The organism is Nocardioides sp. 503 (assembly GCF_004522095.1).
Taxonomy (GTDB): Bacteria; Actinomycetota; Actinomycetes; order Propionibacteriales; family Nocardioidaceae; genus Nocardioides.
Map to the genome: position 1 here is coordinate 553,948 of NZ_SPUI01000004.1, position 25,815 is coordinate 579,762.

Here is a 25,815-nt window from a genome sequence, read left to right on the forward strand (position 1 = left end):
GCGCCACTGTGGCACGCGTCACTGACTTCTGTCGAGACTTTGGCAAAAGTTCTTCGCTGGACGTTCAGAACTCCCGCATGGAAGACTCCCGGGGTGCGGACCAGCGACGTCTTCGAGCTCCTGCGCGACGGCCGCCCGCGGACGCGCGCCGAGCTCGCCGACGCCTCGGGCCTGGCCCGGTCCACCATCGCCTCGCGCATCGACGTGCTGATGCGCATGGGGCTGGTGGCACCCTACGGCGGCGGCGTCAGCACCGGCGGCCGCCCGCCGTCGCTCCTCGCGCTCAACCCGCGCGCCTGGGTCGTGGTCGGCGTCGACATCGGCGCCACGCACGCCAGCGCGGCCCTGGCCGACCTCTCGGGCACGATCCTGGTGGAGCGCCGCGCCGACATCGACGTGGCCACCGGCCCGGAGCACGTGCTCGGGTGGGTGGAGGAGGTCGTGGCCGAGATGCTCGCCGACCAGGAGCGCACCGTCTCCGAGCTGGCGGCGATCGGCATCGGGCTGCCCGGCCCCGTCGAGCACGACACCGGCCGCGCGATCAACCCGCCGATCATGCCGGGCTGGCACCGCTACGACGTACCGGCCCGGGTGCAGCGGGCCTTCCCCGTGCCGGTGCTCATCGACAACGACGTGAACATCATGGCGCTGGGCGAGCAGCACGCCCACCTGCCCAACGTCGACAACCTGGTCTTCATCAAGGTCAGCACCGGCATCGGCGCCGGGCTGATCTCCGGCGGCGAGCTCCAGCGCGGCGCGCAGGGCACGGCCGGCGACCTCGGGCACGTGCGCGTCTCGCGCGCCGACGACGTCACCTGTCGCTGCGGCAACCAGGGCTGCCTCGAGGCGGTCGCCGCCGGCCCCGCCATCGCGGAGTCCCTGCGCCGCGCCGGGGTCGAGGTCGGCGCCGGGCAGGACGTGGTCGCGCTCGTCCAGGGCGGCGACGCCCAGGCCGTCCAGGCCATGCGCCAGGCCGGTCGCGACCTCGGCGAGGTCGTCGCCGTGCTCGTCAACGTCATCAACCCCTCGGTCATCGTCATCGGCGGATCGCTGGCCGCGGCGGGCGAGAGCCTGCTCGCCGGCATCCGCGAGGTCGTCTACCAGCGCTCCCTGCCGCTGGCCACCGAGCACCTGCGCATCGTCACCGCCCAGGCCGGTGAGCGCGCCGGCGTCCTCGGCGCCGCGGCCCTCGCCATCGGCCACGTCCTCTCGCCCGACTACATCGAGGCGCGGAGCCTGGCGCTGGCGTGAGGGTGCGCCGGGTGACGTTTCCCCAAGGTATGTAGGGAAGCTGTCACTTCCCGGGGGTTGTACGTCGAGGGAAGTGACGCTCCAGGTGCATCCCTTGGGGAAACTGCGCGCCACGACCGCCCGCCTGGGGACGGCGACCTCAGGCGGTCGGTGGGCGCGGCTAGGGTTCTCGGGTGTCCGAGCCCGCCCCCCCGCTGCAGCAGGTGCTGGCGACGGCGGTCGAGGCGCTCGGCGGCAAGGAGCGCAGCGGTCAGGTGACCATGGCGGAGGCCGTGGCCACGGCGATGACCGGCAAGCAGCACCTCCTCGTCCAGGCCGGCACGGGCACGGGCAAGTCGCTGGCCTACCTCGTGCCGAGCCTGCTGCACGACGAGCGCGTGGTGGTGGCGACGGCGACGCTGGCGCTCCAGCACCAGCTGGTCGAGCGGGACCTGCCGCGGCTGGTCGAGGCGGTCAAGGACGTGCCGGGCGTCGACACGTCGTACGCCGTGCTCAAGGGCCGCTCCAACTACGCCTGCCTGCACCGCGTGCGTGAGGGCGTCCCCGACGAGCAGGGCGCGCTGGTCGACCTGCCGGCCGGGTCGATGGGGCAGAAGATCCTCGAGCTGCGGGCCTGGGCCGAGGAGGAGGCCAAGGACGGCGGCAGCGGCGAGCGCGACTCCGCCCCGCGTCACATGGACAAGGACTGGCGCCAGGTCAGCGTCAGCCACCGCGACTGCCTGGGTGCGGCCAAGTGCCCGTTCGGGCAGGAGTGCTTCGCCGAGCTGGCGCGGGAGAAGGCCCACCGCTCCCACCTGGTCATCACCAACCACTCGCTGCTGGCGATCGACGCCATCGAGGGCGTGCCGATGATCCCCGACTACGACGTCGTGGTGATCGACGAGGCCCACGAGCTGACCGCACGGGTCACCCAGGCCGCCACCGACGAGCTCACCGCCACCGACGTCGAGCGCGCCTCGCGCCGCTCCCAGCGCCACGTCGACGGCCCCGAGGCCGACGACCTCGCCGACGCCGCGGGCGCACTGCGCGACGCGATGACCGGCGCGCGACCCGGCCGGTTCGAGAAGGTGCCGGAGGAGATCGCCGACGCGCTCGCGCTCGTGCGCGACGCCGCGCGCACCTGCTTGTCGGCCTACCCCAAGGGCGAGGGGGGCGACAGCGACGCCGATGCCGGCCGCACCCAGGCACGCGGCTCGGTGCAGGACGTCTTCGTCACCGCCGAGCGCATGGCCGCCGGCTCCGACGCCGACGTGCTCTGGCTCAGCGAGGGCACCGAGCGGATCCCGCCGCGCCTGTGCGTCGCGCCGTTGCAGGTGTGGGGGCAGATGCGCGACAAGCTGCTCACCGACAAGACCGTCGTGATGACCTCGGCCACCCTCATGCTCGGCGGCGACTTCTCGGCGCTCGCCAGCAGCGTGGGGCTCAAGCCCTCGGAGCGGCTGGTCGACGGCTCGTCGGTCCGCAAGAGCGAGAGCGTGCTGCCCTGGGTCGGCATCGACGTCGGCTCGCCGTTCGACTACGGCCAGCAGGCGATCCTCTACGTCGCCAAGCACCTGCCGCCCCCCGGCCGCGACGGGCTGGTCAAGGCGCAGCTCGACGAGATCTGCGAGCTGGTCGACGCCGCCGACGGCCGCACCCTGGGGCTGTTCTCCAGCCGACGGGCCGCCGAGGCCGCCGCCGAGCACGTCCGCGAGCAGCTGCCCCACCTCACGACGCTCGCCCAGGGCGACGCGCAGCTGCCCGAGCTCGCCAAGCAGTTCGTCAGCGACCCCCACACGTGCCTGTTCGGCACGCTGAGCCTCTGGCAGGGCCTCGACGTGCCCGGCGAGACCTGCCAGCTCGTGCTCATCGACCGGATCCCGTTCCCCCGCCCCGACGACCCGCTGATGAGCGCGCGGCAGAAGGCCGCCGACGCCGCCGGCGGCAACGGCTTCATGCAGGTCGCCGCCACCCACGCCGCGCTCCTGCTGGCCCAGGGCGCGGGGCGGCTGATCCGCACCACTGACGACCGCGGCATCGTCGCCGTCCTCGACCCGCGGCTGGCGACCGCCCGCTACGGCGGCTTCCTCAAGGCCAGCCTGCCGCCGATGTGGACCACCACCGACCCCGCTGTGGTCCGCAAGGCGCTGAAGCGCCTGGCCAAGGTCTGAGCCAGACGCTCCCTCCTGCTCGCCGATGTGAGTGAGGCTGCGCGCCGCAGGGTTGTGTGTCGGAGACCGCGCCAGGGCGCTGCCTGCGGCACACGACCCGCACGTGACAGCCGGGCGCTGCCTGCCGCACACGACCGACGGCCTAGATCCGCGCGCGCCCGTCCCAGCCGCGGCGCGGCTTGCCGGCACCGAAGAACGACGCCACGGTGGGCGCGACGTCGACGGTGCGGGCCAGGGCCGAGGACGCCTTGCGCTGCGGGATGCGCGGGTGGCCGCCGGCGATGAAGAACGGGATCGGTCGGGTGGCCGGGTGCCCGTGGTTGCCCGGGATCGGGTTGTCGGTGACAGGGTTCGGGTCGCTGAAGCGCCAGCCGGCCTTGCAGAACACCACGACGTCACCGGCGTTGGGCCCCAGCCGCAGCGCCTTCGCGTCGCGCCGCGGCGCCGAGAGCACCCCCGGCGTCGCGAGGGCGATCTGCCGCATCCGGTGGATCGCGCGCGGCCGGGCGGCCGAGGCGCCGGTCCAGTAGAGGAGGTCCGCTCCGCCGTTGGCGGAGATCTGCACCTTGCCCGCGAGCAGCGGGTCGGCGTCCATGGAGGCCTGCAGCGAGATCACCTGGTCCGGCGTCGACCAGTCCATCGAGTGGTCGGCCAGCACGATCAGCATGGAGTGGCGCCAACGTCCGGTCGACTTCAGCAGGTCGACGAACTGTCCGACCAGGCGGTCGGTGTCGGCCAGCGCGAGGCGCCGCGCGAGCCGGACCGTCGTACCGGTGAAGTCGGAGTGGCCGAACCGGTCGATGTCACCGAGGTTGACGAACATCAGGTGCGGGTCGTACTCCCGGATCATCGTCCGCGCTGCGCGCATGGTGAAGACGTCGGGCGCGTGGCCCGACACGGGGATGATCGGCGCCGGCTCCCAGCGGTGGGTGGCGCGGGCGCCGAAGACGCCGTAGAGGTACTCCTTGCTGAGCACCGTGCCGGTGCGGTAGCCGCGACGGTTGAGCCGCTGGATCACGGTGTCGACCCGGATGTCGGAGGCACGGTCCATGGTGCGGGTGGCGCCGAGCAAGCGGTCGTAGATCGCGTTGGCCGGCACGCCCGTGCGGTCGGGGCGCATGCCGGTCATCATCATCACGTGGTTGGGGATCGTCTCCATGATCGGCATCGAGACCGCCCGCGGGAAGCGGTAGCCGCCGTCGCGCAGAGCGCGCAGGTTCGGCGTCAGGCCGCTGTCGATCTCGCCCGGGATGCAGCCGTCGATCACGAGCACGTAGGCCCGCTTGCGGTTGCCGGGCGGCGGGCCCGCGGCCGCTGCCGCCGTACCGACCGCGGTGGAGAAGGCCAGGCCGGCGCCGCCGACCTTGAGCAACGTACGGCGCCCGGTGCGGATCTCGGCCAGGCCGGCCTCGAACGGAGAGGGAGGCATCAGCCCACCGGCCGATCCACCGGCGTCACCTTGGCGGTGCCGGCCTTCGTCTGCCACGACGCGGTGTGGCTGACGCGGGTCCGGCGGTCGCGCCGGTCGCCGATCACGAACCAGTCCATCTGGGCGCGCGTGGGGGTGATGTCGAGGACCGAGAAGCCGTGGTCGTCGAAGTTGACGTACTTGATGTGCCGGTTGTTGGCCAGGATCACCCGCTCGACCGCCAGGCTGGCGGGGCTGCGGGGCGGGGTGCCGAGCTGGTCCTTGAGGTTGTTGGACGTGACCGACGTGCACACGAACTCCACGCCGGCGGAGCCGTCGATGACGGGATAGGTGGAGGCGTCGTAGGGCAGGTCGCAGGCCCACGCGCCGTGGATGTCGCCGGTGATGAAGACGGCGTCGGCGATCCGGTGGTCGCGGATGTGCGCGAAGACCTCGCGGCGGTCGTCGGTGTAGCCGTCCCACGCGTCCACGTTGAGCGGGAAGCCGTCGTCGGGCAGGACCTCGAGCACGTTGTTGACCGGGCGGAGCACGTCGTCGGGCAGTCCCTGCAGCCCCAGTGGCGCGATCATCACCGGGTTGCCGATGATCTTCCACTGAGCGCCGCGGCGGCTCAGCGAGTCCTTGAGCCAGCGCATCTGCTGGCGTCCGACGATGGTCCGGGCGGGGTCGCTGATGGCGGCCTCGGTGGCGGGCGCGGGGAAGGGCAGCGCCGTGCTCACCTGCCGGCTGCGGTGGGTGCGCAGGTCGAGCATGCTCAGCTCGGCGAGCCGGCCGAAGCGCAGCCGCCGGAAGAGGCGGTCGCCGTCACCGAGCCGGGCGGTGCCGTCGATGCGCACGGGCATCCACTCGTCGTAGGCGCGGTGGGCGCGCGCCCGGCGGCGGGCGTAGCTGCCCTCCCCGGCGTTGTGGTTCTCCGCGCCGTCGCTCCACTGGTCGTTGGCGACCTCGTGGTCGTCCCAGGTGACGATGAACGGGTACTTCGCGTGCAGGTCCTGCAGGTCGGGGTCGCGCTTGTACTGCGCGTGACGCTGCCGGTAGTCGGCGAGCGTGACGATCTCACGAGCCGGCTCGTGCCGACGCACGTCGACGTCGTCCGAGCCGGCGCCGTACGCCCCGGGTGCGTACTCGTAGAGGTAGTCGCCGAGGTGGATGACCGCGTGCAGGTCGTCGCGGCGGGCCAGGCCGCGGTAGGCGCTGAACCAGCCGGCCTGGAGGTTGGCGCAGGACACCACGCCGAAGCGCAGGTGGCCGGGCAGACTGCGGGTCGCGGGCGCGGTGCGCAGCCGCCCGACGCGGCTCGAGCCGCCGCGGTAGCGGAAGCGGTAGAAGTACCAGGTCGCGGCGGACAGCCGGGTCACGTCGACCTTCACCGTATGGTCACGCCCCGGCCCGGTCGTGAAGCTGCCGTGCCGCACCACCTTGCGGAAGCCGCGGTCCTTGGCGACCTCCCAGGTCACCTCGACGCGCGGGCCCTTGCCGGAGCCGGGGCGGCTGGCGGGCGTGGGAGTGACGCGGGTCCAGATCACGACCCGGTGGGGCAGGGGGTCACCGGAGGCGACGCCGTGCCGGAAGAAGCGACGCCCCGCGGCCTCCGCCGGACCCGACCACGCCCCCGCCAGGACGGCCGAGCCGGCGCCGACTGCGCCGGTGGTGAGGACGGCGCGGCGGCGGAGGGACAGCGAAGGAAGGCTCACGTCAGTAGTCAACGTGAGAGCCGCCGCCGGGTGACGGCGAACGCCGGAACGTCACCCGGCGTTCACCGGTTGTGCGTCAGCGGACCGCGCGGGCCGCCAGCCGCTCGAGCTGCTTGTCGTCGCGGGACTTGCCCTGGCAGGAGAAAGCCGTGCGCTGCCAGCACTTGAACCGGCCGCTGGCGTTGACCAGGGTCACCTCGACGAACGCCACCGTCGACCGGGAGAACGGCACGACCCGCTGGGCGTTGCCCCGCCTGCCGGGACGCACGACCTGGACCTTCTGGGTGCCGTCCTTGAAGTACGTCGTGATGGCCGCACGGGAGCCGCGGGCGGTGGGCTGCATGTCGAGCGAGATCCGCACCTTCCAGCGGCGGGAGCGCAGGCCGGACGCCGGGGTGAGCCGGTAGGTCGCCGAGCTGAGGTGGTTGAGCTCCACCGCGCGCCTGACCACGCTGCGGGAGACCGTCGCGCGGCCCGCCAGGGGAGCCGCGCGGTAGGCGGCACCCTCGGAGTAGGTCTTGCGGGGGCGCCGGTTGGCCGCGGAGAAGGTGGTGAACTCGCGCTGCGCGGACGTGCGGCGCGCCTTCAGGACGCTGGAGACCGCCTGCCAGGAGTACTGGTCGCGCGCCACCGGGCCCGAGCCGTCGGCGCGCCGCCACATGTCGCGCACGATGGTGGGCAGCCCCGCCTGGGCGCCGGGGAAGCGCTCGCTGAGGCGACGGAAGAAGATCCAGATCCCGTAGTGGTAGCCCGTGCGCGGGTCGAACCGGTCCATCGACCTGCGGGGCTGCCGCAGCGGGCTCGCCGCGAGGTACTGGCGGTTGTCGTTGACGTCGTCGTACATCTCGTCCTCGACCCACGCGGCCGTCGCCTCGAGGAACCAGGCGTCCTCGGCGAAGTCGTAGGCGTACTGGACGGCGTGGAAGTACTCGTGGGCGACCGTGACCTGGAGGTTCTCCTCGGGCGTGTGGGCGCCGAAGCCGGCCTCGGCGTAGTTGTTGTCGACGACGCAGTAGGCGTAGCGGTCGAACGGCGGGCGGGCCGGCTTCCGCTCGTCGGTCGTGCAGTAGCCGTAGAGGCCGCGGTCGCCGATGTTGGCGATGTAGATGTCGGTGCGCGCGTCGCCGCCCCTCGTGCCGTCGGGCTCGGGGGCCTTGTAGCCGGCGGCGACGTAGCGGTTGTGGACCGAGGTCGTGGTCGCGAGCGTCTTGGCCGCCCATGCGTCGGTCGTCGCCTCGGGGCCTGACGTCACGTAGTGGACGCACACGACCGCGGAGCAGGACCGGGACACCGGGAAGGTGCCGTAGCTGTCCTGGTCCGACGGCGAGGTGGGCCGGGCCAGCATCCGCTCGGCGGCGGCCTGGTCGGCGCCCTCGAGGTCGTCGAGGCGCAGCGCGAGGTCGCGCAGCGCGAGGGTGGCGTCGGTGTCCTGGTCGCCGTCGAGCGCGGCCTCCGCGGTGTCCAGCGCCTTCTCGGCGGTGCGCGACACGGGCGAGACCGACTTGTCGGCTGCGGCGGGGTCGCTTTCCTCGGCGGCCCCGGCACTGGGTGCCGAGAGCAGCGAGGCGAGCACGGCGAGCAGGCTCAGGACGAGGACGGCGGCGCGGCGGGCGCTCAGGGAAGGCACCCGCGCGAGCCTACATGCGACGGAGGACGGCGGTGACCTTGCCGAGGATGGTCGCGTGGGTGCCGTCGATGGGCTCGAACGCCGCGTTGTGGGGCATCAGCCACACCTGGCCGTCCTTGCGCTGCAGCGTCTTGACGGTGGCCTCGCCGTCGATCAGCGCGGCGACGATCTCGCCGTTCTCGGCGGTCTGCTCGCGCTTGATGACGACGTAGTCGCCGTGGCAGATCGCGGCGTCGATCATCGACTCCCCGGACACCTCGAGCAGGAAGAGCTCGCCCTCGCCCACGAGCTGGCGGGGGAGCGGGAAGACGTCCTGCAGGGTCTCCTCGGCCAGGATCGGGCCACCGGCCGCGATGCGGCCCAGCAGGGGCACGTTGGCGGGCGCCGGGGCGACGTCGCCGATGCCGGTCTCGTCGTAGGTCGACTCCTCGGCGCTGCTCATCGAGCGCCGGGCCGCCATGACCTCGGGCAGGAAGACCTCCAGCGCGCGCGGCCGGTTGGGGTCGCGCTTGAGGAAGCCCTTCTCCTCCAGCGTCTTGAGCTGGTGGGCCACGCTCGAGCTGCTGGTGAGCCCGACCGCCTGGCCGATCTCGCGCATGCTGGGGGGATAGCCCCGCCGCTCGATGCTGTCCTTGATCGTCGCCAGGACGCGCAGCTGCCGGGGAGTGAGCCCCGTGGCGTCCGGGGGTCCGTCGGGGAGCTCGGTGACAGTCTTCTTGGCCATGAGGTGAGGGTCCCACTCTCCGAGGGATTGTTCAAACACCTGTTCGAACGGCGTGTCGCACCCGCCGTTCGAGCACGCTTCGAACATTTGTTCGTGTCGACCCTTGATTTCGTTCGAACACCTGATCTAGTCTCGTACACATGTTCGATCGAACGTCTGATCGATTCGGCTCGTCCGACAGGCACTTGTCGGTGGTCGCCGTTAGACATCTGATCGACAGTTCGACGCAGACCCGAGGCTGACCGCCACTTCCCCAGGAGGTCCCAGATGAGCACCATGATGCTGCACCACCCGAACGCCCAGGCCCGCCAGGCGAGCACGATGCGCCTGACCCGCCGAGGCCGGCTCGTGGTGCTGCTCCTGGCGCTCGGCATCGTTCTGGCCGTCGGCTTCTCGCTCGCCTCCGGCTCTGTCGCCACGGAGGACGCCGGCACCCCCGACGCCACCCGCGTGGTGATGGTCGGCTCCGGCGACACCCTCTGGGACATCGCGGCCGACGTCGCTCCCGAGGGCGACACCCGCGCGATGATGGACGAGATCTCCCGTCTCAACGCGCTGGACTCGAGCATGGTGACGATCGGCCAGAAGCTCATCGTCCCGGACGAGTAAGACCCACCACAGACTTCGTCAGCCGCCTCGACCCCGGCTGACGAGCCGGGGAAGACAAGGGGCGGGGCCACACGGTGGCTCCGCCCCTTGCGGCGTGGAGGACTTCGTCCTCCATTGGGAGTACTCGCTGCGCTCGTACTCCCGGGTTCCTCGGGCCGACGCTCAGCGGGCGGCGCGGCGGCCGCCGCCGGAGGGCGGGGCGGCGACGGGGGAGTCCGTGGGCGTGGGTGGTGTCGGGCTTCCGGTGATGCCGAGCGCTCGCAGCAGCCGCGCGACGAGGATCAGGCCGAGGAAGAGGCATGCCACGGCACCGACCGAGGCCAGGGCGAGGAACGCCCAGGCCTGTGAGTCGCCGCCGCGGGCCTCGGTGCCGAAGTCGATCGCGGCGTAGACGAGGTATCCCCAGGCCAATACGGCGGCGGTGACGCCGAGGGCGTGGACCAGGAGCACGGGACGGAACCCGCGCTGGGGCTTGGCCCCCCGGCGCGACCCGGCACGCTTTCCCTGGCTCACGCGGGCCATTGTGTCTGATGAACCCCCTCGCTCCTACCCGGACCCGCGGGCGGTCGGTGGGCATCGCGGGGAGCTCTCGCGGGCACTGGGGCGCCATGGAGGTCCTGCCCGACATCGTCGGCCCCGCCCCGGTCATCGTCTTCTGCGGCCTGGCCGGGGCCGAGAGCATCAAGAGCCGCGACCACTACTACGCCTCGCCGGGCAACAGCTTCTGGGAGTCGCTGCACCTCAGCGGCCTGTCGCCACGACGCCTGCGCCCCGAGGAGGACTCGCAGGTCGTCGAGCTCGGCCTCGGCCTGACCGACCTGGTGGGGCACTGGGACCCGCGCTGGGTCGAGATCGACGAGCTGGCCGCCAAGGTGGAGCGGTGGGCGCCGGAGTGGCTGGCGTTCACCTCCAAGGGCGTCGCCCACGAGGCCGCACGCGCCCTCAAGACGGCCAAGCCCGGGCTGGGTCCGGCCGACTGGTACTTCGGCGAGACCCAGGTCTTCGTGCTCCCCGGCACCAGCGGCGCCAACCAGCGCAAGGACTACGACGGACGGCCCACCCGGATCGCCTGGTGGCGGGACCTGGCGGCCCTGTCCGGACTCGCGACACGCGGGTGAACGCGAGCCTCTCCGGCCCGTCCCACCCCCGCTGACCTGCACGAACACCGGCGGGACGAACCCGGCGAGGCCAATTCCGCGGACCCTCTTGCGTGTCGCGGCGGCCGGGGCGTACGCTTCCACAACATCTAGTAGTTACAACGATGTAGTTATCCACATCTAGTGCACAGGCGACGGGGTCGCCGCACACAGTTCGGCCGGGATGACGCACAGTTCCGCCGTTGTTATCCACAGTGGAGAGCACGTTCTCCACAGTTTTCAGCAGCTTCAGCACCTCGAGAGGAGGACCCGATGCACTGCCCGTACTGCCGCAGCACCGACACCCGGGTCCTCGACTCGCGGGTGTCCGACGACGGCTGCTCGATCCGCCGCCGGCGTACCTGCTCGGCGGAGAGCGGCGGCTGCGGCAAGCGGTTCACGACCGTCGAGCAGATGCAGCTGACCGTGCTCAAGCGCTCCGGCGCCACGGAGCCGTTCACCCGCGACAAGGCGATCTCCGGCGTCCGCAAGGCGTGCAAGGGTCGTCCCGTCACCGAGGACGCGCTGGCCCGCCTGGGTCAGGCCGTCGAGGACGCCCTGCGGCTGTCCGGTGCCGCCGAGATCCCGGCCCACGAGGTCGGCCTCGCGATCCTGCAGCCCCTCCGCGAGCTGGACGAGGTGGCCTACCTCCGCTTCGCCAGCGTCTACCGCGCGTTCGAGTCCGCCGACGACTTCGAGGACGAGATCGCCAGCCTGCGCGCTGAGCGAGCCGTCCCGGACTCGCCGGCGGAGCTCGCCCACTCAGCCCCCAGCGGCTGACCAAGATCCGCCCGGCAGGTCGTGGGGAAGCGGCCTGCCGGGCGCACCAATCGTCGAGCACCAGCCCACCCGGGGCTGTCGGTGCTCACCGCTTCACTTCACGCAAGACCTCCACCCGCACCAGGAAGCACGAGGAGAACCATGACCGAGACCGTCAGCGGCACGAGCAGGGGCGCGGGAGACACCGTCTTCGGCAAGCGCCTCACCATGGAGCGCGTCTTCAGCACCGCGGGTGTCCACCCCTACGACGAGCTCACCTGGGAGCGCCGCGACGTCGTCCAGACCAACTGGAAGACCGGGGCCACGGTCTTCGAGCAGCGCGGGGTCGAGTACCCCGACTTCTGGTCGGTCAACGCCAGCACCATCGTCACGACGAAGTACTTCCGCGGCGCCGTCGGCTCCGACACCCGCGAGTGGAGCCTCAAGCAGCTCATCGACCGGATCGTCACGACCTACACCAAGGCCGGGCTCGACCACGGCTACTTCGCCACCGACGGTGACGCCGAGGTCTTCGAGCACGAGCTGACCTGGCTGCTCGTGCACCAGTACTTCTCCTTCAACTCCCCGGTGTGGTTCAACGTCGGCACGCCGTCGCCGCAGCAGGTCTCGGCCTGCTTCATCCTCTCGGTCGACGACTCGATGGACTCGATCCTCAACTGGTACAAGGAGGAGGGCTTCATCTTCAAGGGCGGCTCCGGCGCCGGCCTCAACCTCTCCCGCATCCGCTCCTCCAAGGAGCTGCTGTCCTCCGGCGGCACCGCGTCGGGCCCGGTCTCCTTCATGCGCGGCGCCGACGCCTCCGCCGGCACCATCAAGTCCGGTGGCGCCACGCGCCGTGCGGCCAAGATGGTCGTCCTGGACGTCGACCACCCCGACATCGTCGAGTTCGTCGAGACCAAGGCCCGTGAAGAGGACAAGATCCGCGCGCTGCGCGACGCCGGCTTCGACATGGACCTCGGCGGCGCCGACATCACCTCGGTGCAGTACCAGAACGCCAACAACTCCGTCCGCGTGAGCGACGAGTTCATGCGCGCGGTCGAGGACGGCACCGAGTTCGCCCTGCGCGGTCGCAAGAACGGAGAGGTCATCGAGACCATCGACGCCCGCGAGCTCTTCACCAAGATCTCCAAGGCCGCGTGGGAGTGCGCCGACCCCGGCCTGCAGTACGACGACACGATCAACGACTGGCACACCAACCCCGAGACGGGCCGCATCACTGCGTCCAACCCGTGCTCGGAGTACATGTCGCTCGACAACTCCTCGTGCAACCTCGCGTCGCTCAACCTGCTGAAGTTCCTCAAGGACGACGACACCTTCGACGCGCCGCTGTTCGCCAAGGCCGTCGAGTTCATCATCACCGCGATGGACATCTCGATCTGCTTCGCCGACTTCCCGACCGAGCCGATCGGCCAGACCACCCGCGACTACCGCCAGCTGGGCATCGGCTACGCCAACCTCGGCGCGCTGCTCATGGCCATGGGCCTGGGCTACGACTCCGACGGTGGCCGCGCCATGGCCGCGACCATCACCTCGCTGATGACCGGCCAGTCCTACAAGCGCTCGGCCGAGCTCGCCGCGATCGTCGGCCCCTACGCCGGCTACGCCCGCAACGCCGAGGCCCACAAGCGGGTGATGCGCAAGCACCAGGCGGCCAACGACACGATCCGCACCCTCGGGATCGTCGACAGCCAGGTCCACCGGCTGGCCACGCAGGCCTGGGCCGACGTCCAGGAGCTGGGCGCCGTCAACGGCTTCCGCAACGCGCAGGCCTCCGTGCTCGCGCCCACCGGCACCATCGGGTTCATGATGGACTGCGACACGACCGGCATCGAGCCGGACTTCTCGCTGGTCAAGTTCAAGAAGCTCGTCGGTGGCGGCTCCATGCAGATCGTCAACCAGACCATCCCGCGCGCGCTGCGCAAGATGGGCTACGTCGGCGAGCAGGTCGAGGCGATCGTCCACTACATCGCCGAGCACGGCCACGTCATCGACGCGCCGGGCCTCAAGCAGGAGCACTACGAGGTCTTCGACACCGCCATGGGCGCCCGCTCGCTCAAGCCGATGGGCCACGTCCGGATGATGGCGGCCTGCCAGCCGTTCCTCTCCGGCGCCATCTCCAAGACGGTCAACCTCCCCGAGACCGCCACGGTCGAGGAGATCGAGGACATCTACCTGCAGTCGTGGAAGCTCGGCCTCAAGGCCACCGCCGTCTACCGCGACAACTGCAAGGTCGGCCAGCCGCTCTCCGGCGGCAAGGGTGACAACAAGGGCCAGGACTCCAACACCAGCAAGGTGGAGGAGGAGGTCGCCGAGGCGACCAAGGTGATCGAGAAGATCGTCTACGCCCCCGTCCGCAAGCGTCTGCCCAAGTCGCGTCAGTCGCGCACCACGTCGTTCACCGTCGGCGGTGCCGAGGGCTACATGACCTCCGGTGCCCACGACGACGGCCAGCTCGGCGAGGTGTTCCTCAAGCTCGGCAAGCAGGGCTCTACGCTCGCCGGCGTCATGGACGCCTTCTCGATCGCGGTCTCCATCGGCCTCCAGTACGGCGTGCCGCTCGAGACCTACGTCGCGAAGTTCACCAACCTGCGCTTCGAGCCGGCCGGTCTCACCGACGACCCGGACGTCCGCATGGCCCAGTCCCTCATGGACTACGTCTGGCGCCGCCTGGCCCTGGACTACCTGTCCTTCGAGGAGCGCTCCGCGATGGGCATCTACTCCGCCGACGAGCGTCAGCGTCACCTCGAGACCGGCTCCTACGAGCTCGTCGAGGAGACCGGCTCGGCTGCCGAGCTCATCGAGGACTCCACCGTCGACGAGGCGCCCTCGCGCGGCTCCGAGACCGTCGAGGGCCAGGTCGTCGAGACCAAGGACTCCAAGGGCGCCGAGCAGCGCGAGGTCCCCGCGACGATCCATTCCGGCCAGGAGGCCCACACCTCCGCCGAGTTGCTCGAGAAGCTCACCGGCACCGCGGTCGACTCGCCGCTCTGCATGACCTGCGGCACCAAGATGCGTCCCGCCGGCTCCTGCTACGTCTGCGAGGGCTGCGGCTCCACCAGCGGCTGCAGCTGACCGATCGACCAGCGAGGGCCCGACACCGATGGTGTCGGGCCCTCGCTCGTTCTCCGGGGCTGGCCTTCAGATGGCTGTGAGTAGTCGCCGCTGAGACTCGGACGACGTCACGGCCCACCAGGCCGGGGCGGTCAGCGCTGCGGGATGGACCGCTCGGTCTCCGACGACTTGCGGTTGCGGACGATGACGACCGGGACGGGGGAGTGACGGCTGACCTGGTCGGCGACGGAGCCGAGGGCGAGGCCACGGAAACCGCCGAGGCCGCGGGCGCCGACGACGACGAGGTCGGCGTCGGCGTCGGTCGCGCAGTCGAGCAGCGCGTTGGCGGCGGGGCCGCGCTTGGCGACGTACTCGATCTCGACGCCGGCATAGTCGGCGGCGACCTTGGTGGTGTCGGCCTCGAGGTCCTTGAGGACGGCGGCCTCGAAGTCCTCGATCGGCGGGATGTTGCCGACCGTCTGGCTCTCGGGGCGCGGTGCGGTCTTCATCGACCAGCCGCGGACCACGCGCACGGCGCCACCCACGGCCTGGGCGTGGTTCAGCGCCCAGCGCAGGGCGGGCTCGGCCGCGTCGGAGCCGTCGTTGCCGACGATGATCAGGGGCTTCTCGGTGGTCATGGGCTCATGGTCTCACCGAACCGCGGTTCAGGACGCGGGGCTGATGTTCACCATCCAGCTCACGCCGTGCTTGTCGGCGCACTGGCCGAAGACATCGCCCCACATCTGCTTCTCGAGGGGGACGTGGATCTCGCCGCCCTCGGAGAGTGCGGCGAACCAGGCGCGGAGCTGGGGTTCGTCGTCGCCGCTGAGGCAGAGCGTGACCGTGTCACCGCGGGAGACCGTCATGTCCGGCGGTGTGTCGCCCGCCATGAGCACCAGTCCGTGGGGCGTCTCGAGCTGCGAGTGCATGATCTCGTCCGCCTTGTCGCCCTCGGTGCCGATGTCGCCGAAGGTGTTGATGGCGAGCTCGCCGCCGAAGACGGACTCGTAGAAGGTGATCGCCGCGCGGGCGCCGCCGTTGAAGTGGAGGTAGGGGCTGAGTTGGGTGGTCATGGCAGATGGACCGGGGCGAGTAGGTGGACTCATCGAGAGGTTTCGAGACGGTTGCTGCGCAACCTCCTCAACCTCCGGAAGTCATCTCCAGATCACCAGGGCGCCACTTGGGAGGTCCAGCGTGCAGAGCATGACCTCTCTCGGGAACACCTTCGGCCGACGTACGCTCCTCCGCTCCGGCGCCCTCGGCGCCGGCGCCCTGACGATCGCGGGAGCGCCCGCCGGCGCGGCGCCGCTCGTGCGCCGACGGCTGGAGCTGCCGTCGGGCGTGCAGAGCGGCGACGTGACGACGGGGTCCGCGGTGCTGTGGGCCCGCTCGTCGGGCCGGGGGCGGTTGGTGGCCGAGGTGGTGAGCGGGCGCCGGCGGCGGGTGGTGCGCGGGCCGTGGGCGCACGAGGAGAGTGACTTCACCGCCAAGATCGCGCTGGACGGGCTCACCCCCGGCCGGGAGTACGTCGCCAGGCTGGCCTTCGAGGACGAGCACGGCCACCGGGGCCGGTCGGAGGTGGCGTCGTTCCGGACCGCGTCGGTGCACCCGCAGGAGACGAGCTTCGTCTGGACCGGCGACACCTGCGGGCAGGGCTGGGGGATCAACCCGCAGCTCGGCGGGCTGGTCGGCTACCGGGCGATGCACGAGACCCGGCCCGACTTCTTCGTCCACGCCGGCGACACCATCTACGCCGACGGCCCGCTCGCCGAGCAGGTGGTCGAGCCCGACGGCCAGGTGTGGCGCAACCTGGTCACGCCCGAGGTGAGCAAGGTGGCAGAGACGCTGCGAGAGTTCCGCGGCCGGCACCGCTACACGATGCTCGACGACAACGTCCGCGCGATGTACGCGGAGGTCCCGGTCGTCGCCCAGTGGGACGACCACGAGACCACCAACAACTGGTGGCCCGGCGAGGTGCTCGACGACCCGCGCTACGCGCAGGAGCGCCGCGTCGACGTCCTCGCCGGTCGGGCGCGCCGTGCCTGGCAGGAGAACATGCCGATCGCCGACCCGCGCTCGCACCGCCGCGACCGCGGCCGAGACCGGGGGTTCGCGCCGGCGCGCATCTACCGCAAGATCGCGCGCGGGCCGCAGCTCGACGTGTTCTGCCTGGACATGCGCACGTTCAAGGACCCCAACACCCCCGGTCTCGAGCAGGACCGGACCCGCATCCTCGGCCAGGAGCAGCTCGACTGGCTGGTCCGCGAGGTCCGACGCTCCACGGCGACGTGGAAGGTCATCTCCGCCGACCTGCCGCTCGGTGTCGTCGTGCCCGACGGTCCGGTCGACCAGGAGAGCCTCGCCAACCGCGACCCCGGCGCCCCCCTGGGCAAGGAGCTGGAGATCGCGGAGGTGCTGTCGGCGTTCAAGCGCCACAAGATCAAGAACGTCGTCTGGATCACCGCCGACGTCCACTACTGCGCCGCGCACCACTACGACCCGTCGCGCGCCGGCTTCACCGACTTCGACCCGTTCTGGGAGTTCGTCGCGGGGCCGATCGCGGCCGGCACGTTCGGGCCCAACGAGCTCGACGGCACCTTCGGGCCGGAGGTCGTCTTCCGCAAGCACGCCGCGACGCCCAACGAGTCCCCGCGCCACGGCAACCAGTTCTTCGGCCACGCCGCCATCGCCCGCGACGGGCTGCTCACGGTCAGCCTGCGCGACCTGCGTGGCACGGTGCTGTGGAGCAAGGACCTCGAGCCCCAGCGGCGCTAGCCAGGGAGCGGTAGTCCCTGGATAGTCACGGCCTTCATCCGCCGCCCGGACCGGCGCACGCTGGACCCATGACATCGAACAGCGACACCACCCGGACCAGGACCGCGCTCGTCACCGGAGGCAACCGCGGGCTGGGGCGCAGCTCCGCGCTCCACCTCGCCGAGGCAGGGACGGACGTGATCCTCACCTACCGCGGCAATGCCGACGAGGCGGCGGCCGTCGTCGCCGAGATCGAGGCGGTCGGCCGACGCGCCGTCGCCCTCCAGCTGGACACGACGAGGGTCGACACGTTCGACGCCTTCGCCGCCGACGTACGGCGCACGCTCGCCGACGACTGGGGCCGCGAGCGCCTCGACGTGCTCGTCAACAACGCCGGCGTGGCCGCGCCCACCCCGATCGGGAGCACCGAGCTCGGCCCGGTCGAGCAGCTCGTCGCGGTGCACTTCACCGGCGTCGTGTTCCTCACCCAGGCGCTCCTGCCACTGCTGGCCGACGGCGGGCGGATCATCAACACCAGCACGGGCCTGGCCCGCTTCACCGGCGACGGGGCGCTGTCGGTCTACGCGTCGATGAAGGGCGCGGTCGAGGTCTACACGCGCTACCTGGCCAAGGAGCTCGGCCCCCGCCGGATCACCGTCAACGCCATCGCGCCCGGACCGACCGCCACGGACTTCGGCGGCGGCTCCCTGCGCGACGACGAGCAGGTGCGCGCCCACCTCGGCGCCGTCACGGCCATGGGCCGTGTCGGGCAGCCGGAGGAGATCGGCGCGGCCGTGGCCGCCCTCGCCTCCGACGCCATGGGCTGGGTCACCGGACAGCGTGTCGAGGCCTCGGGCGGCATGCTCCTGTGACTCCTGCTGGGAGACTGGTCGCCATGGACAGGGCCCAGCTCGCCGACTTCCTCCGCACCCGCCGCGAGGCGCTGCAGCCGGAGGACGTCGGACTGCCGCGCGGTCCGCGGCGGCGTACCGGCGGACTGCGCCGCGAGGAGGTCGCCGCCCTGAGCGGGATGTCGGTCGACTACTACGGCCGCATCGAGCAGCAGCGCGGCCCGCAGCCCTCGGAGCAGATGCTGGCCGCGATCGCGCGGGGCCTGCGCCTCTCGCTCGACGAACGTGACCACCTCTTCCTGCTCGGTGGGCACCCCGCGCCGCGTCGCGCCCGCCGCGAGGACCATGTCGACGCCGGGCTCATGCGGATCCTCGACCGCCTCGTCGACACGCCCGCGATGGTCGTCAACGGGGTGGGGGAGACCCTGGTGCAGACGCCGCCCGCGGTCGCGCTGCTGGGCGACGAGACGTCGTACGAGGGGCTGGACCGCTCGGTCGTCCACCGGTGGTTCACCCGGCCGGAGTCACGCGCGATCTACCCCGAGGAGGACCAGCCGCGCCACGGGCGCCAGTTCACCGCCGACCTGCGCTTCGCCTACGCGCGCGACGGCGCGGGCTCCCGCGCGGCCGAGATCGTGGACGCGCTGCTGGCGACGAGCGAGGAGTTCGCGCTGGTCTGGGCCGAGCACGAGGTCGAGCGCAAGCACACCAAGCTCAAGCGCATCGCCCACCCGGAGGTCGGGCTGGTCGAGGTCCACTGCCAGGTGCTCTACGACGTCGAGCAGTCCCAGGGCCTGCTGGTGTTCACCGCCGCACCCGGCAGCGAGAGCCACGAGAGGCTCCAGCTCCTCAGCGTCATCGGCGCCCAGCGGCTCGATGTCGGTGGCGCTTCCTAGGATCGTCTCGACATCGCAGGCGCAGACAGGGGAGGTACGCCGTGCAGCTCGCGGAGGCGGCCCGGCTGGGCCGGACACTGCTAGACGAGCACGGCCTGCACGACTGGGAGCTGGTCTTCGATCGCGCCAAGCGGCGGGCCGGGATCTGCCGTGAGTCCGAGCGCACCATCGGGCTGTCCGCGCCGCTGACCCAGGTCCACGGCGATGCCGACGTCCGCGACACGATCCTCCACGAGATCGCGCACGCCCTGGTCGGCGCGCGCCACGGCCACGACTGGGTCTGGAAGGCGACGGCGCGGCGCATCGGCTGCAGCGGCGAGCGCCTCATCTCCGCCGACACCCCGGGCGTCGACGGCGCCTGGGTCGGCGTCTGCAGCGCCGGTCACCGGGCGACGCGCCACCGCCGCCCGACGCGACCGATGGCGTGCGCCACCTGCTCGCCGGCCTTCGACGCGGCCCACCTCCTCACCTGGACCCACCACGGCCAGGCGGTCGCGATGACGCCGGCCTACGACGCGCAGCTGCGGCGCATCCTGTCGCGCCCCGCGACCCTCTTCGACGCGCCCCCCTCCGCCGTCGCCGTAGGTGCCCGCATGCGCGTCACCGCGCAGGGGCGCTACGAAGGCGTCGTCGGGACGCTGGTCAAGCGCGGTCGCACCCGCTACCACCTGGCGATCAAGGGCGGCGTGCTCACCGTGCCGTTCCCGCTGGCCGAGCGCGTCGACGCGTGAGCCTCAGTAGGCGTCGGCGATCGTGATCTTGTCGTAGGCCGTCGGCATCGTGTCGGTGGAGTAGCAGTCCAGCGGCACGATCTGGCCGACCTCCGCGGTCTCCGAGCTGCAGCTCACCGTGGCGAGCAGCTCGTTGCCCTGGAAGAGCTTGATCCGCACCGACGCGTCGTCGATCTCGTCGCGCTGGTTCTCGTACTTCAGGCCCTCGACGTCGGCCTCGCCGAGGTCGTCGGCGAACACCTTCCACCCGGCCTGGTACTCGAAGCCGTAGACCTCGAACGCCTCGCCCTCCTCGATCACCAGCGGGTTGTCGACGCCGCCGGGCTCGCGGTCGTTGGCCGTGGCCTCGTCGACGGCGTTGTCGATCTCGTTGGCGGCCAGGCCGACCACCGCCAGGCAGCCGCCGATCAGGAGCAGCCCGAGCAGGCCGAGGACCAGCAGCACGTTGCGCGTGGTGTTGCTCTTCGGCGGCTGCGTGAACCCGTAGGGCCGCGGCGGGTACTGCCCGTACGGCGCCGCCGGCTGCTGCGGCTGGCCGTACGGCGTGCCCGGCTGCCCGTAGGGGGAGGCCGACTGCTGCGGCTGCCCGTACGGCGAGGGCTGCCCCGGCTGGCTCTGGGCGTCGGGCTGCGGCGCGGCACCCTGGTGCGGCACCCAGTTGTGGCCGTCCCAGCGCCACTTGCCGTCGGGGCTGATCTGCTCGCCGCTGCCTTCGCTCATGGGCCGGATCCTATGCGGCTCCAGGTCCCGGTCCGCTCGAGCATCGCGGGGAGCGCGTGGCGAGACCACATGTGCGTCAGCCGAGTCGCTGTCGCGTCCGCGCGGCGGCATCGGCGTAGGCGCGCAGGTAGACCGCGAGACCTACCCCGACCAGCACCGCGGCCGTCCCCGCCGCGACCCACGCGTCGAGCAGCAGCCACACCGCCGCGGTCAGCGCCATGATCGCGAGCAGGACGAAGGGATAGCGGGCGAAGATCGTCGCGAACTCCGGCGGCGCACCCGTCCGCGACGGCAGGGCGCCATGACGGCGCGGGTACCAGGTCACGAACGCCATCTGCGCCAGCAGCAGCAGACCGATGCCCACCACCGACGCCGAGCTGCGCTCCGTGAGCGCGAGCATCGCCACGAGCGCGCCGGCCCAGGCGCCACCGGCCGCCGCGAGCCACCACGGGGGCGGCGCGACGTCGACGTACGGCGCCGCCGCGGTCCGCTCGTCGACCCGCTGTCCCTCGGTCGCGCTGTCGGCGGGCTCGCTGTCCATGCTGGGAACCTAGCGAGTCCCCACCCGATCGCCCGCACCGTCGCGCGCCGAGCGGCGCGGCCGCGCTCAGGACTCCGCGGGCAGCCCGGTGTCCCGGACGAGGTAGATCCAGGGGAAGGCGCGGGCGCCCACGACCCAGCGCTCCTTCTCGTAGCGCCTCAGCGACCCGGTCCAGAGGATCCGCTTGTGCTCCCACTGCGTCGGGGTGCGCACCACCAGGTGGCGCAGCATCCCGGCGCCGATCGTGTGCCAGCCCAGGCGCCCCGCGATCTCGAGCTCGCCCATCTCGTCGAAAGCCGTGACCGGCCCGAGCCACCGCTGCTCGTCGGGGAGGGGGGCGTCGCCGCGGTCGCCGAAGCGCTGCTGCACCGCCTGCCGGCTCAGGCCCAGCCGCCCTCCGATCGCCGCCCAGCTGTGGCCGCTGGCCCGGGCGACGCTCACCGACTGCTGGAGCAGCTCACGGGCGACCACCTCCGCCTCGGCGGCGCGCGCGACGAGGGTCAGCGGGTCGTCCGCGGGGGCCGAGGCCAGGATCGCCGAGCCGATGGCGTCGGAGAGGGAGTGCTCCGGGGCGGGGGAGCGGCCCCGGTCAGCGTTCGTCACGGCTCGGCAGCCAGGCGTCCTGGCCCAGCTCGCGCTCGGTGTCCTTGCGGAAGGTCGCCGACCCCAGCAGGAAGGCGCCCAGGACCATGCACGCGACGCAGATGCCCTGGAAGAGTCCCTTGTCGAAGCCGTCGCGGCCCTGGGAGAGCATCAGGGCCAGGGCCCCCAGCAGGACCAGCGTGGTGCCGCTCGTGAGCGAGGTGCGTCGTCGTGGACGGAGGACGGGTCGTGATGCCATAAGTCAACGATATGTTGACGCAGAGAAAGGTGTCAACTATGTGTTGACGCGAGCGTCGAGCCGGGTCTGGCGGAGCTCTCTCCCGCCGCGATGCCGCTGGCGACACGGATTCCACGCGGTCATCCACAGGCCAGAAAGTCGCGCTTTCCGCGCCCTCGGCCGCTGGCGACGGTGGTCGCCATGTCGAACTCTCGGAAGCTCTGCTCGCTGCCCCTGTCCCTCCTCACCGTCCTCGCGCTCCTCGTCGCCGGGCTGGCGCTGGTCGTCGCACCGCCGGGCGGTACTCCGCCGGCCGGGGCGGCGACCCGCGTCGGCAAGGACACCTGTCGGCGCATCGACCCCAACCTGGTCAACGGCGCCTGCCTGCGCTACGAGGTGGGCGGTCGCACCGGGCTCACCTGGATCGGCACCTACCGCGCCCCCAGCGGCCGGGTCTTCTTCTGCATCGACTTCCTCTACGACTCGCGCCTGCCGCACGAGGCCCGCGAGGTGTCCACGCGGCGGCTGGTCAACCAGCTCGGTGACCGCGTCGGCGACCGGGAGGTCGCGGCGCTCAACCACGTCATCTCGACGTGGGCCGGCCACGGCTCCACGGGCAGCGACGACCGGGACGCCGCGATCGCGCTGATCATCCGGGAGGTGATGGGCGACGGCCGCCGCCGCGACGGCACGGTCGTCTACCCGCAGGGGCTGGACGTGGGCGAGCCGGTGCGCCCGCCTATCGGAGGTCTCGGCGGCGCCGTCATGGGGCTCGCCCAGGCGATGTGGCGCGAGGCCTCGGCCTACTACGGGCCCTACCGGCTGGTCATGGACAGTCGCCGCCGCGGCCCGCTGCACCTCGGCCGCAGCCGCACCTACCGGGTCCGGGTCATGTCGGCAGCGGGCCGCCGGGTGCCGGGCGTGCAGGTGCGGTTCGGCTGCCGCGGGCCCGTGCGGTGCCCGCGCACCCTGGTCACGGGCCGCAGGCCCTCGCAGGTGCGGGTGCGTCCGCGCGACGTCGGTCGCTACCGGATCCGGGCCTCGGCCTCCGGGCCCTCCTCCGACGGCCTGCTCTACCGCACCGCCGACTGGCGGACCCACGGCGGCCCGCACGCCCGCAACGCCGGTCTCCAGCGCGGCTGGATCGCGCAGGAGAGCCGCACCACCGCGGTCGTCGAGGCCGCGGCCCGCATCCGCCGGGCGCGTCCCCGAGTGCTCACGCAGACCTCCGAGGCGGAGGTGACGCCCGGCGCCCAGATCCACGACGTCGTCACCGTCTCCGGTCTTCCCGCCGGCTACGCCGCCCGCGTCACGGCCACCCTCTTCGGCCCCTTCGAGGCCCCTCCCGGTCCCGGCGACTGCACCCCGGCCCGGGTGGCCGGCCGGGTCACCTTCCCCGTCAGTGGCAACGGCACCTTCGAGACGCCGCCGGTCACGGTCGCGCAGGTGGGTCTCTACACCTGGGTCGAGCACGTCCCGGGTGACGACCAGACGCTGCCCACCACCACCCGCTGCGGCCTCGTCGAGGAGACGACCCGGGTCGTCCCGTTCACCCCGACGGTCCGGACGACCGCGTCGCGGCAGCGCGCGTTCGTCGGCGACGCGATCCTCGACACCGTCCTCGTGGACGGCATCGAGCGCAGCCCCGTGACGATCCAGTGGACGCTGCACGGCCCGCTCGCGCCGCGCGCGGGCTCGTGCGGCGGCCTGTCCTGGACCCAGGCCCCGGTCGCCGCCCGCGGCGTCCTCGCGGCCGTCGGCGACGGCCTGCACCGCACCCCGGCCACCGTGCTGAGGCAGTCCGGCTGCTACTCCTACAGCCAGTACCTCCCACCGACCCCGCTCACCAGTGAGGCCAGCAGCCCGCCGGGCCTGGTCACCGAGACCGCGCTGGCCGTGCGCCGCACGCCGCGCGTGACGACGGTCGTGTCCGACCAGCGCGCGCTGGCCGGTCGGCGGATCCACGACCGGGTGCGGGTCCGGGGGTTGGTGCCCACCGACCGAGTAGGGGTCCGGTGGTGGCTGCACGGGCCGGTGGCTCCGCGGGCCGACGGATCGTGCGACGGGCTGCGCTGGCGCGGTGCGCCGGTCCGTGACAGCGGCTCGCTCGTCGCGCGCGGCAGCGGCACCTACTCCACCCGGGGCACCCTGGTGACGACCGCCGGCTGCTACACCTACAGCGAGCGGCTGCAGGCGACGCCCACCACCGAGCCGGCCGAGAGCCGGCCGGGCATCCCGGTCGAGACGGCGCTCGTCACCCGCCCGCCGCTGCCGCGCATCCCCGAGGTCCCCTCAGGACCGGCGCGCCTCGGCGCGCGCCCCGACGGTGAGCTCACCTACCCGACCGTCCGCACCGAGCCGCGCTACCTCTACCGCCCGTACGTCGCCCGCGAGGACGCCTCCTCCGCCCGACGCCGGCCGGCGGGGGAGCTGCGCCTGGACCGGATCGGGCTGCGGGCGCCGGTCGACCCCGTGGGGCTCGACCACGGCACGATGGCGATCCCCAACGACCGGTTCCGCCTCGGCTGGCTCTCGGCCACCGCGGCGGCCGGCGATCTGCTGGGCTCGAGCGTGGTCTCGGGGCACGTGTCGGACCGCAGCGACCGTCCCGGCGCGCTGTGGCGGCTGCGCGAGGCGCGGGTCGACGACGTCCTGCGCTGGACCGAGCCGGGCGGTCGGGTGCACCGCTTCGTGGTGCGGAGCATCCGCCGCTACGACCGCCGCCGCGGCGTGCCCGGCACGGTCTTCCGCACCGACGGACCGCACCTCCTGCACCTCGTGACCTGCACCAACAGGCGCAGCACCGGTGGTGGCGGCTTCCACTACGCCGACAACCTGGTCGTGACCGCGCAGGAGGTGTCCTGACTCACCCCCTCGCGCATGTGAGTTCCGTGGGGGCGTTTGGCACCCTGGAAGGAGATGACTGACGACACCCAGACCGACAACCCGACCAAGATCGACTGGCTCAAGACGCTCGCCGGGGCCTTGGCGGCGGTGACGACCGCCGTCCTGCTCTCGACGCTCGGCGCCGCCGGCACCCTGATCGGTGCCGCGCTCGGCAGCATCGTGGTGACCGTCTCCAGCCAGCTCTACGCGCAGGGCCTGGCGCGCAGCAAGCGCACCATGGCCAAGGCCCAGGAGACCGCGCTGTCCAAGGTGGGCATCGCCCAGGCCGAGGTGCGCCGCGCCGGGCGCCGCCAGGACGAGACCGGGGCCCTGGAGGCTCACCTGGAGGCCGCGGACGACCGCCTCGACCAGGCGCGCGCCGAGCTCGACGTGGCCGCGCCCGCCCGGCTGAGCCTGCGCGAGCGGCTGCTCCTGCTGCCCTGGAAGCGGATCGGCCTCCTGACGGCCGGGCTGTTCCTGGTGGTGCTGGTCGCGATCGCCTCCTTCGAGGCGCTGACCGGCCGGAGCGTGGCCTCCTACACCGGCGGCAGCGGCAAGGACTCCAGCTCGACGTTCACCGGCGGCGGGTCGTCGGACCGGGGTGACCGCAAGGACGACCCGAAGCAGCAGCCCTCCGAGGAGCCGAGCGAGGAGCCCAGCGACGCCCCCACCTCGGAGGCGCCGTCCGAGGAGCCCACCGACGAGCCGTCGGAGACCCCCAGCGACGAGCCGACCGAGGAGCCGTCGAGCACGCCGACCGATCAGCCCACCACGCAGCCCTCGCCCACCGCGCCCACGCCGACGCCGTGACCGACGCCCGCGAGCGGCTGGTGGCCGACCGGGCCCGCACGGCGGCCCGGCTCGCCACGCTGCGCGGCGACTTCCGCAGCGTGGTGGACGCCTCGCGCGACACCAACGCCGACGACGAGCACGACCCGGAGGGTGCGACCATCGCCTTCGAGCGCTCGCAGGTCGACGCGCTGGTGCGCCAGGCCTCCCACCACCTCGAGGAGGTGGACGCCGCGCTGGCCCGGCTCGACGACGGGAGCTACGGCCGCTGCGAGGTGTGCGGACAGCAGATCGCCGCCGGGCGGATGGAGGTCCGCCCGACGGCGCGCACGTGCGTGTCCTGCGCCTGACCTACTGGACCGGGAGTACGAGCGTC

24 protein-coding genes are annotated in these 25,815 nt (G+C 72.3%); 13 read left to right on the forward strand and 11 right to left on the reverse strand.

Translation table 11 applies throughout. The features are described from left to right. Nucleotides 1–93 precede the first annotated feature (93 nt). Both E4622_RS16460 and E4622_RS16465 read left to right on the forward strand, forming a co-directional pair. Nucleotides 94–1,251, forward strand: coding sequence for an ROK family transcriptional regulator (locus E4622_RS16460; protein ID WP_167736087.1), 1,158 nt, complete (start codon nucleotides 94–96; stop codon nucleotides 1,249–1,251). Nucleotides 1,252–1,424: 173 nt separating this feature from the next. Then, a complete protein-coding gene (locus tag E4622_RS16465) occupies nucleotides 1,425–3,401 on the forward strand; it encodes an ATP-dependent DNA helicase (protein WP_134741281.1) in 1,977 nt (658 codons plus the stop codon). Between the two features lie 142 nt (nucleotides 3,402–3,543). Here the strand turns inward: E4622_RS16465 and E4622_RS16470 are convergent, their stop codons facing one another. The 4 genes from E4622_RS16470 to lexA all read right to left on the reverse strand — a co-directional run bounded on the left by E4622_RS16470 (nucleotide 3,544) and on the right by lexA (nucleotide 8,875). Then, complete coding sequence (locus E4622_RS16470) at nucleotides 3,544–4,830, reverse strand: alkaline phosphatase family protein (RefSeq protein WP_134741282.1); 1,287 nt, start codon at nucleotides 4,828–4,830, stop codon at nucleotides 3,544–3,546. Next, nucleotides 4,830–6,524, reverse strand: coding sequence for an alkaline phosphatase D family protein (locus tag E4622_RS16475; protein ID WP_245156070.1), 1,695 nt, complete (start codon nucleotides 6,522–6,524; stop codon nucleotides 4,830–4,832). The genes E4622_RS16470 and E4622_RS16475 overlap by 1 nt, the downstream gene beginning before the upstream one ends. A 76-nt stretch (nucleotides 6,525–6,600) precedes the next feature. Continuing rightward, nucleotides 6,601–8,151, reverse strand: a complete 1,551-nt coding sequence (locus tag E4622_RS16480) for an MXAN_6640 family putative metalloprotease (protein ID WP_134741283.1) — start codon at nucleotides 8,149–8,151, stop codon at nucleotides 6,601–6,603. 10 nt (nucleotides 8,152–8,161) lie between these two features. Beyond that, nucleotides 8,162–8,875, reverse strand: coding sequence for a transcriptional repressor LexA (gene lexA / locus E4622_RS16485; protein ID WP_134741284.1), 714 nt, complete (start codon nucleotides 8,873–8,875; stop codon nucleotides 8,162–8,164). 267 nt (nucleotides 8,876–9,142) lie between these two features. On the opposite strand from lexA, the gene E4622_RS16490 reads away from it, so the two are divergent. Continuing rightward, nucleotides 9,143–9,484, forward strand: a complete 342-nt coding sequence (locus E4622_RS16490; RefSeq protein WP_134741285.1) for a LysM peptidoglycan-binding domain-containing protein — start codon at nucleotides 9,143–9,145, stop codon at nucleotides 9,482–9,484. A gap of 162 nt (nucleotides 9,485–9,646) precedes the next feature. On the opposite strand, the gene E4622_RS16495 is transcribed toward E4622_RS16490, so the two are convergent. Further along, entirely contained in the window at nucleotides 9,647–9,997 is a 351-nt protein-coding gene (locus E4622_RS16495) for a hypothetical protein (protein ID WP_134741286.1), read from the reverse strand. Between the two features lie 95 nt (nucleotides 9,998–10,092). Here E4622_RS16495 and E4622_RS16500 point away from each other — a divergent pair, with 95 nt between their 5' ends. The 3 genes from E4622_RS16500 to E4622_RS16510 all read left to right on the forward strand — a co-directional run bounded on the left by E4622_RS16500 (nucleotide 10,093) and on the right by E4622_RS16510 (nucleotide 14,472). Beyond that, nucleotides 10,093–10,602, forward strand: a complete 510-nt coding sequence (locus tag E4622_RS16500) for a mismatch-specific DNA-glycosylase (protein WP_167736125.1) — start codon at nucleotides 10,093–10,095, stop codon at nucleotides 10,600–10,602. A 291-nt stretch (nucleotides 10,603–10,893) separates the two neighbouring features. After that, nucleotides 10,894–11,400 carry a transcriptional regulator NrdR gene (nrdR, locus tag E4622_RS16505; protein WP_134741288.1) on the forward strand — a complete coding sequence of 169 codons (507 nt, stop codon included), beginning with the start codon at nucleotides 10,894–10,896 and terminating at the stop codon, nucleotides 11,398–11,400. A gap of 141 nt (nucleotides 11,401–11,541) precedes the next feature. Continuing rightward, nucleotides 11,542–14,472 carry a vitamin B12-dependent ribonucleotide reductase gene (locus tag E4622_RS16510; protein ID WP_134741289.1) on the forward strand — a complete coding sequence of 977 codons (2,931 nt, stop codon included), beginning with the start codon at nucleotides 11,542–11,544 and terminating at the stop codon, nucleotides 14,470–14,472. Between the two features lie 131 nt (nucleotides 14,473–14,603). On the opposite strand, the gene E4622_RS16515 is transcribed toward E4622_RS16510, so the two are convergent. Both E4622_RS16515 and E4622_RS16520 read right to left on the reverse strand, forming a co-directional pair. After that, entirely contained in the window at nucleotides 14,604–15,089 is a 486-nt protein-coding gene (locus E4622_RS16515) for a universal stress protein (RefSeq protein WP_134741290.1), read from the reverse strand. A gap of 27 nt (nucleotides 15,090–15,116) precedes the next feature. Continuing rightward, a complete protein-coding gene (locus E4622_RS16520) occupies nucleotides 15,117–15,524 on the reverse strand; it encodes a VOC family protein (protein ID WP_134741291.1) in 408 nt (135 codons plus the stop codon). Between the two features lie 130 nt (nucleotides 15,525–15,654). Between E4622_RS16520 and E4622_RS16525 the strand changes: the two genes are divergently transcribed. From E4622_RS16525 to E4622_RS16540, 4 genes are all read left to right on the forward strand, one after another. Further along, complete coding sequence (locus E4622_RS16525; RefSeq protein ID WP_134741292.1) at nucleotides 15,655–17,226, forward strand: alkaline phosphatase D family protein; 1,572 nt, start codon at nucleotides 15,655–15,657, stop codon at nucleotides 17,224–17,226. A gap of 68 nt (nucleotides 17,227–17,294) precedes the next feature. Then, on the forward strand, nucleotides 17,295–18,077 hold the full coding sequence (locus tag E4622_RS16530) for an SDR family oxidoreductase (RefSeq protein WP_134741293.1): 783 nt from the start codon (nucleotides 17,295–17,297) through the stop codon (nucleotides 18,075–18,077). A 23-nt stretch (nucleotides 18,078–18,100) separates the two neighbouring features. After that, nucleotides 18,101–18,952, forward strand: a complete 852-nt coding sequence (locus E4622_RS16535; RefSeq protein ID WP_134741294.1) for a helix-turn-helix transcriptional regulator — start codon at nucleotides 18,101–18,103, stop codon at nucleotides 18,950–18,952. 41 nt (nucleotides 18,953–18,993) lie between these two features. Continuing rightward, the gene (locus E4622_RS16540) at nucleotides 18,994–19,683 is read left to right on the forward strand and encodes a SprT-like domain-containing protein (protein ID WP_134741295.1); all 690 of its coding nucleotides are present in this window, start codon (nucleotides 18,994–18,996) and stop codon (nucleotides 19,681–19,683) included. A gap of 3 nt (nucleotides 19,684–19,686) precedes the next feature. Here E4622_RS16540 and E4622_RS16545 read toward each other — a convergent pair whose 3' ends face one another. The 4 genes from E4622_RS16545 to E4622_RS16560 all read right to left on the reverse strand — a co-directional run bounded on the left by E4622_RS16545 (nucleotide 19,687) and on the right by E4622_RS16560 (nucleotide 21,785). Further along, nucleotides 19,687–20,403 carry a hypothetical protein gene (locus E4622_RS16545; protein ID WP_134741296.1) on the reverse strand — a complete coding sequence of 239 codons (717 nt, stop codon included), beginning with the start codon at nucleotides 20,401–20,403 and terminating at the stop codon, nucleotides 19,687–19,689. A gap of 76 nt (nucleotides 20,404–20,479) precedes the next feature. Continuing rightward, nucleotides 20,480–20,944, reverse strand: coding sequence for a hypothetical protein (locus E4622_RS16550; protein ID WP_134741297.1), 465 nt, complete (start codon nucleotides 20,942–20,944; stop codon nucleotides 20,480–20,482). A 66-nt stretch (nucleotides 20,945–21,010) separates the two neighbouring features. Then, nucleotides 21,011–21,547, reverse strand: coding sequence for a hypothetical protein (locus E4622_RS16555; RefSeq protein ID WP_134741298.1), 537 nt, complete (start codon nucleotides 21,545–21,547; stop codon nucleotides 21,011–21,013). After that, entirely contained in the window at nucleotides 21,534–21,785 is a 252-nt protein-coding gene (locus E4622_RS16560) for a hypothetical protein (protein WP_134741299.1), read from the reverse strand. Before E4622_RS16560 ends, E4622_RS16555 begins: the two co-directional genes overlap by 14 nt. Nucleotides 21,786–21,965: 180 nt before the next feature. Between E4622_RS16560 and E4622_RS16565 the strand changes: the two genes are divergently transcribed. From E4622_RS16565 to E4622_RS16575, 3 genes are read left to right on the forward strand one after another with little or no spacing between them, the layout of a single operon-like run. Then, nucleotides 21,966–24,629: a class F sortase gene (locus E4622_RS16565; RefSeq protein WP_134741300.1), complete on the forward strand. Its 2,664-nt coding sequence runs from the start codon at nucleotides 21,966–21,968 to the stop codon at nucleotides 24,627–24,629. Nucleotides 24,630–24,683: 54 nt separating this feature from the next. Further along, entirely contained in the window at nucleotides 24,684–25,460 is a 777-nt protein-coding gene (locus E4622_RS16570; protein ID WP_134741301.1) for a PT domain-containing protein, read from the forward strand. Then, entirely contained in the window at nucleotides 25,457–25,789 is a 333-nt protein-coding gene (locus E4622_RS16575) for a TraR/DksA C4-type zinc finger protein (RefSeq protein WP_134741302.1), read from the forward strand. Before E4622_RS16570 ends, E4622_RS16575 begins: the two co-directional genes overlap by 4 nt. The last annotated feature ends 26 nt before the right edge of the window (nucleotides 25,790–25,815 follow it).

What these genes read in the sequence shown, in the direction of transcription:
- E4622_RS16470 (WP_134741282.1), bottom strand. Translation starts at nt 4,830, where the DNA reads ATGCCTCCCTCTCCGTTCGAGGCCGGCCTGGCCGAGATCCGCACCGGG.
- lexA (WP_134741284.1), bottom strand. Translation starts at nt 8,875, where the DNA reads ATGGCCAAGAAGACTGTCACCGAGCTCCCCGACGGACCCCCGGACGCC.
- E4622_RS16490 (WP_134741285.1), top strand. Translation starts at nt 9,143, where the DNA reads ATGAGCACCATGATGCTGCACCACCCGAACGCCCAGGCCCGCCAGGCG.
- E4622_RS16500 (WP_167736125.1), top strand. Translation starts at nt 10,093, where the DNA reads ATGGAGGTCCTGCCCGACATCGTCGGCCCCGCCCCGGTCATCGTCTTC.
- nrdR (WP_134741288.1), top strand. Translation starts at nt 10,894, where the DNA reads ATGCACTGCCCGTACTGCCGCAGCACCGACACCCGGGTCCTCGACTCG.
- E4622_RS16510 (WP_134741289.1), top strand. Translation starts at nt 11,542, where the DNA reads ATGACCGAGACCGTCAGCGGCACGAGCAGGGGCGCGGGAGACACCGTC.
- E4622_RS16515 (WP_134741290.1), bottom strand. Translation starts at nt 15,089, where the DNA reads ATGACCACCGAGAAGCCCCTGATCATCGTCGGCAACGACGGCTCCGAC.
- E4622_RS16520 (WP_134741291.1), bottom strand. Translation starts at nt 15,524, where the DNA reads ATGACCACCCAACTCAGCCCCTACCTCCACTTCAACGGCGGCGCCCGC.
- E4622_RS16525 (WP_134741292.1), top strand. Translation starts at nt 15,655, where the DNA reads ATGACCTCTCTCGGGAACACCTTCGGCCGACGTACGCTCCTCCGCTCC.
- E4622_RS16530 (WP_134741293.1), top strand. Translation starts at nt 17,295, where the DNA reads ATGACATCGAACAGCGACACCACCCGGACCAGGACCGCGCTCGTCACC.
- E4622_RS16535 (WP_134741294.1), top strand. Translation starts at nt 18,101, where the DNA reads ATGGACAGGGCCCAGCTCGCCGACTTCCTCCGCACCCGCCGCGAGGCG.
- E4622_RS16545 (WP_134741296.1), bottom strand. Translation starts at nt 20,403, where the DNA reads ATGAGCGAAGGCAGCGGCGAGCAGATCAGCCCCGACGGCAAGTGGCGC.
- E4622_RS16550 (WP_134741297.1), bottom strand. Translation starts at nt 20,944, where the DNA reads ATGGACAGCGAGCCCGCCGACAGCGCGACCGAGGGACAGCGGGTCGAC.
- E4622_RS16560 (WP_134741299.1), bottom strand. Translation starts at nt 21,785, where the DNA reads ATGGCATCACGACCCGTCCTCCGTCCACGACGACGCACCTCGCTCACG.
- E4622_RS16565 (WP_134741300.1), top strand. Translation starts at nt 21,966, where the DNA reads ATGTCGAACTCTCGGAAGCTCTGCTCGCTGCCCCTGTCCCTCCTCACC.
- E4622_RS16570 (WP_134741301.1), top strand. Translation starts at nt 24,684, where the DNA reads ATGACTGACGACACCCAGACCGACAACCCGACCAAGATCGACTGGCTC.